We start from the raw sequence: 15,663 nt of genomic DNA, 5'->3' as shown, positions 1-15,663 counted from the left end.
TCTCCTCGTCGTCTGTCGCCAATGATGTGTCAATGATCGCTTATGAGCGATATGTCTGTCTAGTAATCATCTTCAATCGTTATTTGGCGCTTCGAGTCCGTCTGGGGACGGCCGTGTAAACGCCGTGTAACGATGTCTGCGCGGTTCCTTGACGTGAGATCACCAGCGCGCAATGATCGATCATCAATTGAACGCAAATGTTTATTTGCGGCACAAATGAGTCATAAAGCATCATCCCCGACGCACCGCCGCGCAGAGATACTTCGCATTCAGCGACGGTTCGTTCCATTCGAGAGTGAGGAAGTCAATGAAGAAGTCTCTGCGGTGGGGGGCCGCTGTCGCAGTCGCGACGGCCGCCACCATGACGCTCGCGTCCTGCGGTTTCAGCGGCGGATCCGGCGGCAGCGCGTCGGGCGGCTCCCAGTCACTCGACCTCATGGTCGCCAGCTACTCCGACAACACCAAGGCGGAGTGGCAGGAGATCATCAAGGACTTCGAGGCCAAGAACTCCGGCATCACGGTGAACCTCGATGTCGAGTCGTGGACCGACATCAACAACGTGATCAAGACCAAGGTCGCCGCGGGCAAGCAGCCCGACATCCTGAACATCGACGCGTTCGCCGGCTTCGCTGCCGACGACCTCCTCTACCCGGCCAAGGACGTCGTGTCCGCGAAGACGCTCGACGACTTCCAGACCGCGTTCAAGGACAACGCGAGCATCGACGGCACCCAGTACGGGCTTCCGTTCATCGCCTCGGCGCGCGCCCTGTTCTACAACAAGGACGCGTTCGCGAAGGCCGGCATCAGCGCGCCGCCCAAGACCTGGGCGGAGTTCGAGACCGACGCCGCGAAGCTGAAGGCCTCAGGCACCACCGGGTACGGCATGCCGCTCGGCAGCGAAGAGGCGCAGGCCGAGACCGCCATCTGGTTCTACGGTGCCGGCGGTGGCTACGGCGACGCCAAGACGCTGACCATCGACAGCCCGGAGAACGTCGCCGGCGCCACCGAGATGCAGAAGATCATCACGTCCGGCGTCACCGAGGCGAACCCCGGTTCGACCAACCGCACGCCGCTGATGAACGTCTTCATCCAGGGCAAGATCGGCATGCAGATCGGCCTCCCGCCGATCGTCGGCCAGATCAAGGACAAGAACCCGAGCCTGAAGTACGGTATCGCTCCGATCCCGACCAAGGACGGCTCCTCGTTCACCCTGGGCGTCGCCGACCACCTGATGGCGTTCAAGAACAAGACCGACAAGACGGCCTCGATCAAGAAGTTCCTCGACTACTTCTACAGCGCGCCCGTCTACAGCAAGTGGGTCGGCGCCGAGGGCTTCCTGCCCACGACCAAGACCGGTGCGGACGCAATGGCCTCCGACGAGACCATCAAGCCGTTCCTCGACCTGCTCCCCGACGCCAAGTTCTACCCGTCGACCAACCCCGACTGGGCTGCGGCGCAGGGCGCCATCCAGAGCCAGATCGGGCAGCTGGGCCAGGGCGCGAACCCGGCCGACCTGCTGAAGTCGATTCAGGCGAAGGCCGACGGCAAGTAACCGCAACAGTATGAGTGACACCATCGAGAAGACCCCGACGGGGGCGGCCACCGGCCGTCCCCGTCGCGGGGCGAGCGGACGGCCACGGCCCGGCGGAACACCCGGCGACCTGTGGCACGCGGTTCCGTGGACCCTGCCCGCCCTCATCCTGATCTTCGGCGTCGTGCTGTTCCCGGCCGGCTACATGATCTTCAACTCCACCCGCAAGATCTCGGTCGCCGGCGTCGACCACGGCTCCGTCGGGTTCCAGAACTACCTCACGGTGCTCGCGCGCCCCGAGCTCCCCGGCATCCTGCTCAACACCCTGTTCTGGGTGGTGTCCGTCGTCGTGATCACGGTCGTCATCTCCCTCGCGCTCGCCCAGTTCCTCAACAAGAACTTCCCCGGCCGGCAATGGGTGCGGATGGCCATCCTGATCCCGTGGGCGGCCAGCGTCGTCATGACGACGACCGTGTTCGTCTACGGTCTCGACCCGTTCTACGGCATCATCAACAAGTTCCTCGTCGATGTGCACCTCCTGTCGGAGCCGTTCGGCTTCACCAAGGAGCCGCTGCCCGCGTTCCTGTCGTCGATCGCCATCGCGGTGTTCGTATCGCTGCCGTTCTCGACCTACACCCTGCTCGCGGGTCTCGCCGGCATCCCGGGCGACATGCTCGAGGCGGCCAAGGTGGACGGCGCGGGACCGGCGCGCACGTACTTCAGCGTGACGCTGCCGAACCTCCGCAACGCGATCGCCCTCGCCAGCCTGATCAACATCATCAACGTGTTCAACTCGCTGCCGATCCTCAAGCTCATGACCGGATCGATCCCCGGCTACAAGGCGGACACGACCACGACCTACGTGTTCAAGCTCCTGCAGAACGAGCAGCGCATCGACCTGTCGAGCGCACTGAGCGTGATCAACTTCCTGATCGTGCTGGTGGTCGTCGCCCTCTACCTGTGGATCGTCAAGCCGATGAAGGAGGTCTCATGACCGCCCCCGCCCCCGTGGCGCTCGCCGGCGCTGACACCCCCGTGAAGCCGGCGCGACGTCGGCAGCAGGAAGGCCGGTTCACCGGGCGCGTCGCCGGCCGGATGGTCGCAGGCCTGGTCATCGCGTTGATCTTCGTGCTGCCCTACCTGATCATGCTGATCGGGTCGTTCAAGAGCCGGGACGACATCCTCGCGGTGCCGCCCAGCTACCTGCCGAAGACCTGGCATCCCGAGAACTACCTCACCATGTGGTCGACGCCGGAGACGCCGCTGCCCGAGAACCTCATCTCAACCATCGTCATCTCGGTCTTCGCCACCGCGCTGGTGCTGCTGGTCTGCGTTCCCGCTGCGTACTACACGGCGCGGTTCCGCTTTCCGGGGCGTGGGGTCTTCCTCTTCCTGGTGATCGTGACGCAGATGCTGCAGCCGACGGTGCTCGCCACCGGCCTCTTCAAAGAGATGGTGGCCCTGGGGCTCAACGACACCTGGCTCGCGATGATCCTCATCAACGCCGCGTTCAACCTGGCGTTCGCGATCTGGATCATGCACAACTTCTTCGCGGGGGTGCCGAAGGAGGTCGACGAGGCCGCCCAGCTCGACGGCGCCGGCAAGTGGACGGTGCTGTTCCGGGTGCAGCTGCCGCTCGTCTGGCCCGGCATCGTCACGGCGATCATCTACACCTTCGTGGCGTCGTGGAACGAGTTCGCGGCGAGCCTGGTGATCCTGTCCACCGACGGCAACCAGCCGCTGTCGGTCGCGCTGACCAAGTTCGTCGGTCAGTACGACGCGGCCTGGCAGTACGTCTTCGCCGTGTCGATCGTCGCGGTCATCCCGGTCGTGGTGCTGTTCATGCTGATCGAGAAGCGCCTGGTCGGCGGTCTCACGCAGGGCAGCGTCAAGTAGGCCGGAACGGAGCGCCCGCGCCGTGTGGCGCGATGCGGGCGCTCCGTTCCTGTACGTTTTCGGGTCCGATCGATTGCGGGTTGACCCTCGACCCGGCGTACCATCTCGTGAGGGGGCGCGCACTCGATTTCGGGATTCTGCGCGGGTTTGGAAACGCACGGAGTGGAGGAGCAGGGCGGCGTGCTCATCGACAGGATCGCGCTGGCGCCCTCGACCATCCGTTTCGGGGCACGACAGCACCGCTGGTGGATCGTGGTGCTCGGAATCTTCCTCGCGTCGCGCGTCTTCACGACCACCCTGATGCTCACGCTGTTCCTCACCGCGTCCGCCGGCGACTGGAGCTTCGCGAGCTCGCGCGCCGACCCGACCTTCTTCACCTTCTCCGGTTCGTGGGACGCATCGTTCTACCGGCAGATCGCCGAGATGGGGTACCCGTCGTCGATCCCCACCGACGGCTCCGGCAACGTGGTGCCGAACGCCTGGGCGTTCCTGCCGCTGTTCCCGTGGATCGTCAGCGGCGTCATGTTCGTCACCGGGCTCGCGTTCTACCAGGCCGGGGTGATCGTGGCGACGCTCTTCGGGGCCGCCGCCGCACTCGTGCTCTACCGGCTCGTCGCGTCCCGCGTCGGCGCCACCAGCGGACTGTGGACCGCCGTCTTCTTCTGCTTCGGGCCGCTCTCGTTCATCCTGCAGGTGGCGTACGCCGAGTCGATGTTCTTCTTCCTGCTGTTCGCCTCGCTCTGGGCGATCATGTCGCGCCGCTACTGGTGGGTCATCCCACTGGGCGTCGCTGCGGCGTTCACCAAGCCGGGGGAGCTGGCGCTTCCGCTGACCATCGGCATCCTGTTCATCGTGCGCCTGGTGCAGCAGCGGCGCGGCGGTGAGGCCTTCCGCTGGCGCGAACGGGTGGCGATGATCGTGACCGCCGGCGTGACCGCCGTTGCCGGCCTCGCCTGGCCGCTCATCGCGTCCGCCGTCACCGGCTTCCCCGGCGCCTACCTGCAGACCGAGCTCTCCTGGTGGACCGGTTTCGTCGGCCGGGTCGCGTTCGTTCCGATGACGCCCTGGTTCCTGTTCACCTGGCGGTACGCCAGCGTGATCGGCGCCGTGCTGGTGGTCGCGGCGATCGTCGGCTACGTCTGGTTGCTGCGGCGGCCGAGCATCCGGGCACTCGGCACGGAGGTGGTGGCCTTCGCGGCGAGCTACGCGCTCTACCTGTTCGCCGTGTTCCTGCCGCAGGAGAGCCTGTTCCGGCTGCTGATGCCGCTGTATCCCCTGGCGGGTGCCCGCGGGCTGACGCACAATCGGCGCGCCAGGATGACCGTGCTGATCACCGGGATCGCGCTGCAGCCGGTCGCGATCTTCCTGCTCTGGTTCCTCGGCTACCCCTGAGCGCGGCGCCTGGCTGCGTCAGACGGACGCGTGCTCGTGCCAGGCGATCTCCGGCACCCGGCGGAAGTTCGTGCCCGCGGCCGCCCAGTGCGCGCCCAGTGCGGCCAGCCGCGGTGCGAAGTCCCCGAAGTCCCGCACGCTCTCCACGTCGGCCGTGTCGGCCGGCGCCGGTGACCACGCCACCTCGGCGACCGCGGCGAGGCGCGGGAACACCATCTCCTCGACGTCGTCGATCGTGGCGAGCGTCTCGGTCCAGACCGGACCCTCCACGCCGAGGATGTGCGCGTCGCCGAGCCCGGGCACGATGCGTGCAGGGTCCCACTCGTACGACTGCCGGATGCTCGTGGGGCCGTCGGCCCAGTCCTGCCCGAGGCGGTCGCCCTCCTCGTACACGATGTCGAGGTAGGAGACGTCGGCGGGCGACATGATCACCGAGCCGCCCTGGCGCACGAACGAGAGCGTCTCGTCGCCTGCGCTCTCCCGCGGCGTCAGGAAGTCCCAGTACTGGCCGATCGTGCCGCCGGGGAGCGCGTCGCTCTTGCCCATCTCGTGCCAGCCGGCCGGCGTCTTGCCGTGGTCGGCGACGATCGCCGTCGCGCGGGCGATGAACCGCAGGAACTCACCGGGGGAGGTGCTCAGGCACTCGTCGCCGCCGATGTGCAGATAGGGGCCGGGGGTGAGCGCCGCGACCTCGCCGACCACGTCGTCGATGAACTCCCACGTGCGCACGTCGTCCGCCTGCAGCGTGCTGAAGCCGACCTTGGAGCCGGTGTAGAGCGCCGGGGCGGCGCCCGACGGAGTGAGCTCGGGGTACGAGGCGAGGGCGGCGTTCGTGTGTCCCGGCATGTCGAGCTCGGGAACGATCGTCACGTGGCGGGCCGCCGCGTAGGCGACGAGCTCGCGGAACTCGTCCTGCGTGTAGAAGCCGCCGGCGCTGCCGTCGCTGCCGGTCGAGCCGCCGTGCGCGGTCAGGTTCGGCCAGCGCTCGATCTGGATGCGCCAGCCCTGGTCGTCGGTGAGGTGCAGGTGCAGGTGGTTGATCTTGAGCAGCACGATCGCGTCGATGAAACGGCGCACCTCGGCCGGCGCGAAGAAGTGGCGGGCGACATCCAGCATCGCCCCGCGATACGCGTAACGCGGCCGGTCGCGGATGATCACCGGCTCGATCGTCAGCGGGTCCGAGGCGCACTCGACCGGGAGCAGCTGGCGCAGCGTCTGCACGCCCCAGAACGCCCCGGCGGCGCTCGCGGCCCCGACGCGCACGCCCTCGGCCGTGACGGACAGGCTGTAGCCCTCGGCACGGGAGTCCTCCGGCACCTCGTCCTCGGCGATCACGATGGCGATGTCGCCGAAGGCCGGTGGTTCGTGCACGACCGTGAGGTCGCGGCGGCAGTCGGAGGCGAGCTCGGCCAGCAACAGTTCGGCCACTTCCCCGGCTCCTGCGCCGGCGACGCTGACCCGGGCGCCCGGCCGGAGTGTGAACGGTGCGCCGTCGACGGACTCGGCGGAAACGGGATGGGGGATGACCGGGATCGGCTCGCCTGCGGGCACGCGTTCTCCTTCTGCTGGGTAAGAGCTTTGGTGAGAGAGGCCGACGCTGCCCGCCCGCTGGACGACCATCAGCGAGTATTGCAGGGCTCTTAACTAAAGGGCAAGGCCCGAGAGCGCGTTCGGGCTTTGCTATGCTTGCGATCGTCGCGACTGGCGCTCAAATGGTCACCATTGGGAAGCGACACGGAGCCTTGATCAGATCGGGTGGATTCGGCCGCGCGCCTGGGTCGATACGGATTCTCTGTCCACCCCTGTCATAAAAGGAGCCGGTTTTGACTGACACACTTCCTTCGACGTTCACCGCCCCGCTCGCCGAGGTCGACCCCGAGATCGCCGAGGTGCTGCAGCTCGAGCTGGGCCGCCAGCGCGACTACCTCGAGATGATCGCGTCCGAGAACTTCGTCCCCCGCGCCATCCTGGAGTCGGTGGGCAGCGTGCTCACCAACAAGTACGCCGAGGGCTACCCCGGGCGTCGCTACTACGGCGGCTGCGAGTACGTCGACATCGCCGAGCAGCTGGCGATCGACCGTGCCAAGAGCCTGTTCGGCGCCGAGTACGCCAACGTCCAGCCCCACTCCGGTGCGAGCGCGAACGCCGCGGTCCTCTCCGCGATCGCCACCCCGGGCGACACCATCCTGGGTCTCGAACTCGCCCACGGCGGTCACCTGACCCACGGCATGAAGCTCAACTTCTCCGGCAAGCTCTACAACGCCGTCTCCTACGGCGTCGACCCGGAGACCTTCCTCGTCGACATGAACGTCGTGCGCGACAAGGCGCTCGAGCACAAGCCGCAGGTCATCATCGCGGGCTGGTCCGCGTACCCGCGTCACCTCGACTTCGCCGCGTTCCGTGCGATCGCCGACGAGGTCGGCGCCAAGCTCTGGGTCGACATGGCGCACTTCGCCGGTCTCGTCGCCGCAGGGCTGCACCCGTCGCCCGTCCCGTTCGCCGACGTGGTGAGCTCCACCGTGCACAAGACGATCGGCGGCCCGCGCTCGGGCTTCATCGTCGCGCGCGACATGGAGCTGGCCAAGAAGCTCAACTCCAACGTCTTCCCCGGCCAGCAGGGCGGCCCGCTGATGCACGTGATCGCCGCCAAGGCGACCGCGTTCAAGCTCGCCGCCACCGACGAGTTCCGCGACCGTCAGGAGCGCACCATCCGCGGCGCGCAGATCCTGGCCGACCGTCTGACGGCGGAGGACTCGCGCGCCGGCGGCGTCGACGTGCTCACCGGCGGCACCGACGTGCACCTGGTGCTCGCCGACCTGCGCCACTCGCAGCTCGACGGCCAGCAAGCGGAGGACGTGCTGCACGAGGTGGGCATCACGGTCAACCGCAACGCGGTCCCGTTCGACCCGCGCCCGCCGATGGTCACCTCGGGGCTGCGCATCGGAACGCCGGCGCTCGCCACCCGCGGCTTCGGCGACGTGCAGTTCACCGAGGTCGCCGAGATCATCGCCGCCGCGCTGCAGCCGGGTGCCGACACCGGAGCCCTGCGCGCACGCGTCGGCGCGCTGACGGCCGCGTTCCCCCTGTACCCCGGCCTCACCCCGTCGGGGCAGGACGCCTTCCCGGTCGAGCTCCCCTCCTCGATCTGAGACGGCGCCGAGACATGACCGCACAGATCCTGGACGGCAAGAAGACGGCAGCGGCGATCAAGGCCGAACTGAAGGAGCGGGTGGACGCCCTGCGCGAGCGCGGTGTCGTACCCGGGCTCGGCACGGTGCTCGTCGGCGACGACCCCGGTTCGCAGTGGTACGTCGCGGGCAAGCACCGCGACTGCGCCGAGGTCGGTATCTCGTCGATCCGCCGTGACCTGCCCGCCGACATCTCGCAGGCCGAGCTCGAGGCCGTCGTCGAAGAGCTCAACGGCGACCCCGACTGCACCGGTTTCATCGTGCAGCTCCCGCTGCCCCCGCACATCGACACCGACGCGATCCTCGAACTCGTCGACCCCGCCAAGGACGCCGACGGGCTGCACCCGACCAACCTCGGCCGCCTGATGCTGAACGTCAGCCGACCGATCACCACGCCCCTGCCGTGCACCCCGCGCGGTGTCATCGACCTCATGCTGCGTCACGGGATCGACCTGAAGGGCAAGGACGTGGTCGTGGTCGGCCGCGGTGTCACCGTCGGCCGCTCGATCGGCTCGCTGCTCACCCGCCGCGAGATCAACGCCACCGTCACCCTGACCCACACCGGCACCGTCGACCTGGATGCCCACCTGAGGCGTGCCGACGTGATCGTCGCCGCTGCGGGGGTCGCCGGCCTGGTCACCGCCGACAACGTCAAGCCGGGCGCGATCGTGCTCGACGTCGGCGTGAGCCGCATCGAAGACCCCGAGACCGGAAAGAGCCGCGTCGCCGGCGACGTCGCCCCCGACGTGGCCGAGGTCGCGTCGTGGATCTCCCCGAACCCGGGCGGCGTCGGCCCGATGACCCGCGCGCTGCTGCTGCAGAACGTGGTCGAGTCGGCCGAGCGCTCGCTGGAGGTCTAGGGCGTGGGCGAGCCGGGCGTGGGCGAGCAGAGCGTGGGCGAGCAGGGCGTGGGCGAGCAGAGCGTGGGCGAGCAGAGCGAGCAGGCCGAACGGGAGCGCACGCACCCCGCCGTCCAGCGCGTGGAGCAGGCGCTGCGCGACGGCGGCGTCGAGCCGCGCATCCGGTGGTTCGAGACGGCCACGCCGACGGCGGTCGCCGCGGCGGCCGAGCTCGGCATCGAGGTGGGCGCGATCGCGAACTCCCTCGTGTTCACGTTCGACGACGAGCCCCTGCTCGTCATGACCTCGGGCGCGCACCGGGTCGACACCGCGTTCCTCGGCGAACGCCTCGGCGGCCGCATCCGCCGCGCCGACGCCGAGACGGTGAAGGCGGCGACCGGTCAGACCATCGGCGGCGTTGCGCCCGTCGGCCACCCGGCGCCGATCCGCACGGTCGTGGACGTGGCGCTCGCCGGCTATCCGGAGGTCTGGGCGGCCGCCGGGCACGCGCACACGGTCTTCCCGACCACCTTCGACGAACTGGTGCGGCTCACCGGCGGCGAGCCGGGGCCGGTGGAGCCCTCGGAGGTCTAGTCCCGGTCAGCGCGGCCGGTGCGCCTCGGTGATCTCCAGGTAGGCGGCCGCGTTGCGCAGCACACCCGCGCGCTCCTCGTCGGTCAACTCGCGGCGCACCTTTCCCGGCACGCCCGCCACGAGCGATCCGGGCGGGATGATCGCGCCCTCGAGCACCAGGGTGCCCGCGGCGAGCAGCGATCCGGTGCCGACCACCGCGCCGTTCATCACCGTCGCGTGCATCCCGACCAGCACGCCGTCTTCGATCGTGCAGCCGTGCAGCACCGCGTTGTGCCCCACCGACACGTCGTCGCCGACGGTCAGGGGGAAGCCGGCGTCGACGTGGCACGAGACGTTGTCCTGGATGTTGCTGCGTGCGCCGACCACGATGTCCTCCGACTCGGCGCGCAGCACGGCGTTGTACCAGACGCTCGCCCGCTCGCCCAGCCGCACGCGTCCGGCCAGTACCGCTCCCGGGGCGACGAAGGCGGTTTCGGAGACGGTCGGCGCCGCCCCGTCGGCAAGGGTGTGGATGCTCATCCCGTCAGCCTAGGCCGCGTGTCTGCGCCGGGTGCGCCCGCATGATCGAATGGTGGGATGGGCAGGCACCACAGAACCACGCCACGCAGGGCTGTCGCCGTCGGCCTCGGCGCCGCCGTCGGCGCGTCCGCCGTGCTGGCGGCGAGCGAGTGGCTCACCTGGCGCGCGTCCGTGCAGGCGCTGCCGCTCGGCCGTCTCGACCCGGCGATCGGCGAGCCGGACGAGGTCGTGCTCGTGCTCGGCTTCGCGTCGAGCAGCAGCGGACGGGTCAACGCCGTGCAGCGCTGGCGCACCAGGATCGCGGTGCGGTCGGTCGACCCGCGAACGGCCACCTTCGTGTTCTCCGGCGCCGCGACGCGGTCGGAGCGGTCCGAGGCCGCGCTGATGGCGGACTACGCCGTCGCGGTACTCGGTGTGCCGGCCGACCGGGTCGTGCTGGAGGAGCAGGCGCGCTCGACCTGGGAGAACATCCGGTTCTCGCTGCCGCTCATCGGCGACGCGCCCTCGGTCAGGATCGCGTCGAACACCTTCCACGCCCTGCGAGCGCGCCGATACCTCGCGCAACAGGCCCCGGAGGTCGCTGCGCGACTGCGCCGCGCGCGGGACTACCGGCCCGGCGAGTTCGCGCCTCTGAAGCCGGTGCTCGTCGTCTACGAGTGGGTGCGTGCCGCGGCGGTCACCCGTCGTGCACGACGATGAAGCGGTCGCGCACCACCCGGCCGCCCGGCTCGTCGAGGGCGGCGCGCACCTCGTCGAGGATGCTCGGCGGCATCGCCAGCGGGGCCTCGTCAGGTTGTTCGACCGTGCCGGAGGGGTAGTCGACGCCCGGCTGGTTCGACATCTCGACGTGCGCGCCGAGCAGCGTGCGCACCGGCACCGCCGACCCGTCGCGGAACGCGATCAGCCGCTCGATGGTTCGCACGAAGTCCGGACGATCGCGTACGTAGAGGTTGCCGGGGCAGATCGTGTCGCCCGTGAACAGGATGCCCGTCGCGCGGTCGAAGAACGCCACCGCCGACGGCTCGTGGCCGGGCGCGCCGATGAGGTCGAGCATCCGGTCGCCCAGGTCGAAGCCGACGATCTCGGCCGGCCACGACCGGAATCCGAAGAAGCCGATCACCTCGGCCGCGGTGGTTCCGACGACGGTCGTCGCCGGGCGATCGGCCAGCAGGGCGTCACCGGCGATGTGGTCGCGGTGCGCATGCGTGTGCGCGACCACGAGGGGGTACGGCCGCACGAAGCGCGCCGGATGGCGGCGCAGCCAGTCCTGGGTGAGCTCGTCGATCGTGCGGCGCAGCGGGAACACCGCCTCGTCGGTGGTCGCCCCCGTGTCGAGCAGGAGCGATCGGTCGCGGCCGAACAGCAGGAACAGGAACGGCGCCTCCCAGTGGGAGGTCTTCGGCTGGCGGATCTGGACGGTGTCGGGGTCGAGCCAGGTGAGCTCCGCGTCGGTCATGCCGTCAATTCTCGCGCTTCGCGCCCTCCGACGGGGTGACGGTGAAGAGTTCCGGCTGACCGAAGCCGTGCTCGGCGAAGGCGCCGTCGAGTGCGACGAACACCCGGGACACCGCGTCGGTCGGCACGAGCGCGATGGCGGAGCCGCCGAAGCCGCCGCCGGTCATCCGGGCGCCGATCGCGCCGTTCGCCTGCGCGGTCTCGACCGCCAGGTCGAGCTCGGGCACGGAGATCTCGAAGTCGTCGCGCATCGAGCGGTGCGACGCGTCGAGCAGCTCGCCGATCGCGGTCGGGCCGGACTCCCGCAGGGTGCGCACGGTGTCGAGCACCCGCTGGTTCTCGGTGACCACGTGCCGCACGCGGCGGAAGGTCACGTCGTCGAGGACCTCGCGTGCCCGGTCGAGGTCGGAGACGGACACGTCGCGCAGCGATTCGACGCCGAGGGCGCGCGCCCCGGCCTCGCAGGAGGCGCGGCGCTCGGCGTAGCCGCCGGTCGCGTGCGCGTGCTCAACGCCGGTGTCGATGATCACGATCTCGAGGCCGGCCTCTTCCAGCCCGAGCGGGATGATCTCCGCTTCGAGCGAGCGGCAGTCGAGGAACACCGCGGAATCGTGCTGGCCGAGCAGCGACGCCGACTGGTCCATGATGCCGGTGGGGGCGCCGACGACGACGTTCTCGGAGCGCTGGCCAACCGCGGCGAGCGTGCGGCGGTCGAAGCCCAGCTGCCACACATCGTTGAGCGCGAGGGCGACCGCGCCCTCGATCGCGGCCGACGACGACAGCCCGGCGCCGACCGGCACGTTCGAGTCGATCAGGATGTCGAAGCCGGGCACGGCGCTCAGGTCGGCGCCGAACTGGCCGAGCGCCCAGGCGACGCCGAGCGGGTAGCCCGACCAGCCGCCGAGCGTGTCGGGGCCGATCCGGTCGAGGTCGATCTCCACCACCTCGTCGGCGAAAGAGCTGCCGACGCGCGCGATCCGGTCGTCACGCAGGCCGAGCGCGGCGACCGTGCGGCGGTTGATCGCGAACGGGAGCACGAAGCCCTCGTTGTAGTCGGTGTGCTCGCCGATCAGGTTGACGCGCCCGGGGGCGGACCAGAGGCCGTCGGCGTCGCGGCCGAAGATCTCGGCGAAAGCGGCGAGGGTGTCCTGGCGCAGGTCGGTCATCGAGGGGGCCCTTCAGGAAGCGGTGGGGGTGGAAGCGGGTGCGAGACCGGCGATGCCGGCCGGCAGTTCGCCGACGGGGGTGTCGCGATCGGCCCGTGCGATCGCGTCGCGCAGCCGGTCGGCCGCCTGCTCCGGGGGGATGTCGCCGATCCAGGCGCCCATCGCGGACTCGGAGCCGGCGAGGTATTTGAGCTTATCCGCTGCACGCCGGGGCGAGGTGATCTGCAGCATCAGCCGGATCTCGTCGCGGCGCACGCCCACCGGCGCCTGATGCCAGGCGGCGATGTACGGGGTCGGCGAGTCGTACAGCGCGTCGATCCCGCGCAGCACCCGCAGGTAGAGAGTGGCGAGTTCGTCGCGCTCGGCGCTCGAAGTCTCGGTGAAGTCGGCCACGTGGCGGTGCGGCAGCACGTGCACCTCGACCGGCCAGCGCGCGGCGAACGGCACGAACGCGGTCCAGTGCTCACCGGCCAGGATCACGCGCTCGGACGCCCGCTCCCGCTCGAGGATGTCGGCGAACAGCGTGGGTCCGTAGGCGTCGAGCGACCGGATGAGCGCCGTGGTGCGCGGGGTCACGTAGGGGTAGGCGTAGATCTGCCCGTGCGGGTGGTGCAGCGTGACGCCGATCGCCTCGCCGCGGTTCTCGAACGGGAAGACCTGACGCACGCCGGGCAGCGCCGAGAGCACCGCGGTGCGGTCGGCCCAGGCCTCGATGACGGTGCGCGCGCGGGAGGGGGTAAGGGTGCCGAACGATCCGGTGGTGGCCGGGCTGAAGCAGACGACCTCGCAGCGGCCGACCGAGGTGCGGGTGCGTCCGAGGCCGACCTCGGCGAGGTCGTCGAGGCCGCTCGGCGCGTTCTCGTCGTCGAGCAGCGGTCCGAACGAGGGCGACTTGTTCTCGAATACGGCGACGTCGTAGAGGCTCGGCACCTCCGAGGGGTTGCCCGGCGTGGCCGGAGCGAGCGGGTCCAGTTCCGCCGGAGGCAGGAAGACGCGGTTCTGGCGGGAGGCGGCGATCGAGATCCATTCGCCGGTCAGCGGATCCTGGCGCATCGTCGCCGTCGCGGGACGCGGTGCCGGCTCGCGCAGGTCGGGGGCGCGCTCGGGGGAGAGGGTCGTGTCGGCGTCGTCGTAGTAGACGAGCTCGCGGCCGTCGGCCAGCCGGTGTTCGCGCTTGGTGATCTGAGGCATCGCCGCCCTTTCGGTTTCGAAAGCAAATCTAGCGTTCCGGTTTCGTATTGACAAGTAAACGCAAGCGCCGGAGCATTGCTGCATGAGCGAACCGCTGCCAGCCGCCCTCCGCCGTGAGCGGATGCTCGAGCTGATCGGGGAGCACGGCTTCATGCGGGTCGGCGATCTGAGTGAGGCGTTCCACGTCTCCGACGTCACAGTGCGCACCGACCTCGATCACCTCGACCGGCTGCAGAGCATCCGGCGTGTGCACGGCGGTGCGGTGCTGCGCGGAACCGGGATGCGCGAGCCGAGCTTCGAGGAGTCGCTCGAGTCGTCCGCCGAGGAGAAGCGGCGCATCGCTCAGCACGCGGCCGCCGCCGTCGAATCGGGGAGCAGCCTCATCCTCGACGTCGGGACGACCACCACCGCCATCGCGCGCGCACTCGTCGAACGCACCGACCTCGACGACCTCACCGTCATCACCAACGGACTCACCATCGCGCTCGAACTCGAGCAGGCCATCCCGCGCTTCCAGGTGGTCGTGACCGGGGGCAGCCTGCGCCCGCTCCAGCACTCGCTGGTGGAGCCGCTCGCCTCCACCCTCCTCGACCGGATGCACGCCGACCTGGCGTACATCGGCTGCACCGGCGTGCACCCCACGGGCGGCATCACCAACGTCAACCTGCCGGAGGCCGACCTCAAGCGCGTGATGGTCGGCGCGGCGACCAGGGCCGTCGTGGTGGCCGACGGGTCGAAACTGGGCCGCACCCACCTCGGCAGGATCGCCGCGATCGACGAGGTCGACGGCCTCATCACGGGGTCGACCGCCGACGACGCCGTGCTCGCCGAGCTGCGCAGCGCGGGGCTCGACGTCACCGTCGCCGCCTGAGCGGAGGCGCGGCAGAATCGCCCCGCCGCCCGCGGCTCCTCGGGCATACCCTGGTGCCATGCGCGCACCGACCGGCACCCAGTATCCGCTCGCTCTCGGCCCTCTCACCGCCACCGTCACCCAGGTGGCGGCAGGCCTGCGCTCCCTGCGCCACGGCGATACCGACCTGACGGAGCCGTATCCCGAGAGCGCCACGCCGCCGTCGGGCTGCGGCATCGTGCTCGTCCCGTGGCCCAATCGCGTGAAAGACGGCGCGTGGGATCACGACGGCACGACGCGGCAGCTGGCGCTCACCGAACCGGCGCGCAGCAACGCGATCCACGGACTGCTCCGCTACCGGCCGTACGAGCTCGTCGAGCACACCGCGTCGTCGGTGACGCAGTCGGCGGCGATCGCGCCCGAGCTGGGCTATCCCTTCGTGCTCGACACCACCGTTCGGCATCAGCTCACCGCCGACGGCCTCACGGTCACGCACACGATCGTCAATCAGGGCGTGGATGCTGCTCCGGTCGCGGTGGGCGCGCATCCGTACCCCAAGATCGGCGGCGTCCCGACCGGGGAGCTGACCGTCACGGTCGCCGCCGAGACCCACCTCGACGTCGACGACCGCCTCAACGTGGTGGGGGAGTCCGCCGTCGCGGGCACCCGGTTCGATCTGCGGTCGGGGAGGCTGGTGGCCGACCTGCAGCTCGACGACGGCTTCGCCGGCGTGCCGCTGGTGCAGGGGCCCGGGGGCGGCATGGCCGAGCACGTCATCGCCGCTCCCGACGGCCGGCGGATCGTCGTCTGGGGGGACGAGGCGTTCCGCTATGTGCAGGTGTACACCTCGCGCACCTTCGCGACCGAGACCGCGCCGGACGTGGCGCTCGCCGTCGAGCCCATGACGGCGCCCGCCAACGCGCTCAACACGGGGCGCGGCCTGCGCTGGCTCGCACCCGGCGAGTCGTGGACGGTCTCCTGGGGTATCCGACACCTGAACTTCCCGGCCTGACGGCATTTCGCGGTCCGCCACGCTACGGTG

The 15,663-nt window shown here is 69.8% G+C and carries 15 protein-coding genes and 1 riboswitch; of the genes, 10 read left to right on the top strand and 5 right to left on the bottom strand.

Annotated elements, in window-relative coordinates:
- The first annotated feature begins 307 nt into the window (after window positions 1–307).
- From AC1DB1_RS16575 to AC1DB1_RS16560, 4 genes are all read left to right on the top strand, one after another.
- Window positions 308–1,552, top strand: a complete 1,245-nt coding sequence (locus AC1DB1_RS16575) for an extracellular solute-binding protein (protein ID WP_477201605.1) — start codon at window positions 308–310, stop codon at window positions 1,550–1,552.
- A 10-nt stretch (window positions 1,553–1,562) separates the two neighbouring features.
- On the top strand, window positions 1,563–2,525 hold the full coding sequence (locus AC1DB1_RS16570; protein ID WP_271175607.1) for a carbohydrate ABC transporter permease: 963 nt from the start codon (window positions 1,563–1,565) through the stop codon (window positions 2,523–2,525).
- Window positions 2,522–3,427 (top strand): carbohydrate ABC transporter permease, encoded by a 906-nt coding sequence (locus AC1DB1_RS16565; RefSeq protein ID WP_477201604.1) that lies wholly within the window; start codon window positions 2,522–2,524, stop codon window positions 3,425–3,427. Before AC1DB1_RS16570 ends, AC1DB1_RS16565 begins: the two co-directional genes overlap by 4 nt.
- A 180-nt stretch (window positions 3,428–3,607) precedes the next feature.
- A complete protein-coding gene (locus tag AC1DB1_RS16560; RefSeq protein ID WP_477201603.1) occupies window positions 3,608–4,819 on the top strand; it encodes a hypothetical protein in 1,212 nt (403 codons plus the stop codon).
- A gap of 18 nt (window positions 4,820–4,837) precedes the next feature.
- Here the strand turns inward: AC1DB1_RS16560 and AC1DB1_RS16555 are convergent, their stop codons facing one another.
- Window positions 4,838–6,370: a beta-N-acetylhexosaminidase gene (locus AC1DB1_RS16555; RefSeq protein ID WP_477201602.1), complete on the bottom strand. Its 1,533-nt coding sequence runs from the start codon at window positions 6,368–6,370 to the stop codon at window positions 4,838–4,840.
- Between the two features lie 136 nt (window positions 6,371–6,506).
- Window positions 6,507–6,605, top strand: a riboswitch (ZMP/ZTP riboswitch).
- A gap of 37 nt (window positions 6,606–6,642) precedes the next feature.
- Between AC1DB1_RS16555 and glyA the strand changes: the two genes are divergently transcribed.
- From glyA to AC1DB1_RS16540, 3 genes are all read left to right on the top strand, one after another.
- Window positions 6,643–7,968, top strand: coding sequence for a serine hydroxymethyltransferase (glyA, locus tag AC1DB1_RS16550; RefSeq protein WP_271175603.1), 1,326 nt, complete (start codon window positions 6,643–6,645; stop codon window positions 7,966–7,968).
- A 14-nt stretch (window positions 7,969–7,982) separates the two neighbouring features.
- Window positions 7,983–8,867 carry a bifunctional methylenetetrahydrofolate dehydrogenase/methenyltetrahydrofolate cyclohydrolase gene (locus AC1DB1_RS16545; RefSeq protein ID WP_477201601.1) on the top strand — a complete coding sequence of 295 codons (885 nt, stop codon included), beginning with the start codon at window positions 7,983–7,985 and terminating at the stop codon, window positions 8,865–8,867.
- A 63-nt stretch (window positions 8,868–8,930) separates the two neighbouring features.
- Window positions 8,931–9,440 (top strand): YbaK/EbsC family protein, encoded by a 510-nt coding sequence (locus AC1DB1_RS16540; protein WP_477201687.1) that lies wholly within the window; start codon window positions 8,931–8,933, stop codon window positions 9,438–9,440.
- Between the two features lie 6 nt (window positions 9,441–9,446).
- On the opposite strand, the gene AC1DB1_RS16535 is transcribed toward AC1DB1_RS16540, so the two are convergent.
- On the bottom strand, window positions 9,447–9,959 hold the full coding sequence (locus AC1DB1_RS16535) for a gamma carbonic anhydrase family protein (protein WP_477201600.1): 513 nt from the start codon (window positions 9,957–9,959) through the stop codon (window positions 9,447–9,449).
- A 57-nt stretch (window positions 9,960–10,016) separates the two neighbouring features.
- Between AC1DB1_RS16535 and AC1DB1_RS16530 the strand changes: the two genes are divergently transcribed.
- Entirely contained in the window at window positions 10,017–10,658 is a 642-nt protein-coding gene (locus AC1DB1_RS16530; RefSeq protein ID WP_477201599.1) for a YdcF family protein, read from the top strand.
- On the opposite strand, the gene AC1DB1_RS16525 is transcribed toward AC1DB1_RS16530, so the two are convergent.
- The 3 genes from AC1DB1_RS16525 to galT are packed head-to-tail and all read right to left on the bottom strand — an operon-like array spanning window position 10,636 to window position 13,771.
- On the bottom strand, window positions 10,636–11,415 hold the full coding sequence (locus AC1DB1_RS16525; RefSeq protein WP_477201598.1) for an MBL fold metallo-hydrolase: 780 nt from the start codon (window positions 11,413–11,415) through the stop codon (window positions 10,636–10,638). The genes AC1DB1_RS16530 and AC1DB1_RS16525 overlap by 23 nt on opposite strands.
- A 4-nt stretch (window positions 11,416–11,419) precedes the next feature.
- Complete coding sequence (gene galK, locus AC1DB1_RS16520; RefSeq protein ID WP_477201597.1) at window positions 11,420–12,580, bottom strand: galactokinase; 1,161 nt, start codon at window positions 12,578–12,580, stop codon at window positions 11,420–11,422.
- Window positions 12,581–12,592: 12 nt separating this feature from the next.
- A complete protein-coding gene (galT, locus tag AC1DB1_RS16515) occupies window positions 12,593–13,771 on the bottom strand; it encodes a galactose-1-phosphate uridylyltransferase (protein WP_477201596.1) in 1,179 nt (392 codons plus the stop codon).
- 82 nt (window positions 13,772–13,853) lie between these two features.
- On the opposite strand from galT, the gene AC1DB1_RS16510 reads away from it, so the two are divergent.
- Window positions 13,854–14,642, top strand: coding sequence for a DeoR/GlpR family DNA-binding transcription regulator (locus AC1DB1_RS16510; protein WP_477201595.1), 789 nt, complete (start codon window positions 13,854–13,856; stop codon window positions 14,640–14,642).
- A gap of 58 nt (window positions 14,643–14,700) precedes the next feature.
- Entirely contained in the window at window positions 14,701–15,633 is a 933-nt protein-coding gene (locus tag AC1DB1_RS16505) for an aldose 1-epimerase family protein (RefSeq protein WP_477201594.1), read from the top strand.
- Window positions 15,634–15,663: the final 30 nt, after the last annotated feature.

This window comes from Leifsonia sp. 10N434, from assembly GCF_056394405.1.
Note: the sequence above shows the minus strand (reverse complement) of the source record. Positions and strands in the feature narration are given on the sequence as shown.

What these genes read in the sequence shown, in the direction of transcription:
- AC1DB1_RS16575 (WP_477201605.1), top strand. Translation starts at nt 308, where the DNA reads ATGAAGAAGTCTCTGCGGTGGGGGGCCGCTGTCGCAGTCGCGACGGCC.
- AC1DB1_RS16570 (WP_271175607.1), top strand. Translation starts at nt 1,563, where the DNA reads ATGAGTGACACCATCGAGAAGACCCCGACGGGGGCGGCCACCGGCCGT.
- AC1DB1_RS16565 (WP_477201604.1), top strand. Translation starts at nt 2,522, where the DNA reads ATGACCGCCCCCGCCCCCGTGGCGCTCGCCGGCGCTGACACCCCCGTG.
- AC1DB1_RS16545 (WP_477201601.1), top strand. Translation starts at nt 7,983, where the DNA reads ATGACCGCACAGATCCTGGACGGCAAGAAGACGGCAGCGGCGATCAAG.
- AC1DB1_RS16535 (WP_477201600.1), bottom strand. Translation starts at nt 9,959, where the DNA reads ATGAGCATCCACACCCTTGCCGACGGGGCGGCGCCGACCGTCTCCGAA.
- AC1DB1_RS16530 (WP_477201599.1), top strand. Translation starts at nt 10,017, where the DNA reads ATGGGCAGGCACCACAGAACCACGCCACGCAGGGCTGTCGCCGTCGGC.
- AC1DB1_RS16525 (WP_477201598.1), bottom strand. Translation starts at nt 11,415, where the DNA reads ATGACCGACGCGGAGCTCACCTGGCTCGACCCCGACACCGTCCAGATC.
- galK (WP_477201597.1), bottom strand. Translation starts at nt 12,580, where the DNA reads ATGACCGACCTGCGCCAGGACACCCTCGCCGCTTTCGCCGAGATCTTC.
- galT (WP_477201596.1), bottom strand. Translation starts at nt 13,771, where the DNA reads ATGCCTCAGATCACCAAGCGCGAACACCGGCTGGCCGACGGCCGCGAG.
- AC1DB1_RS16510 (WP_477201595.1), top strand. Translation starts at nt 13,854, where the DNA reads ATGAGCGAACCGCTGCCAGCCGCCCTCCGCCGTGAGCGGATGCTCGAG.
- AC1DB1_RS16505 (WP_477201594.1), top strand. Translation starts at nt 14,701, where the DNA reads ATGCGCGCACCGACCGGCACCCAGTATCCGCTCGCTCTCGGCCCTCTC.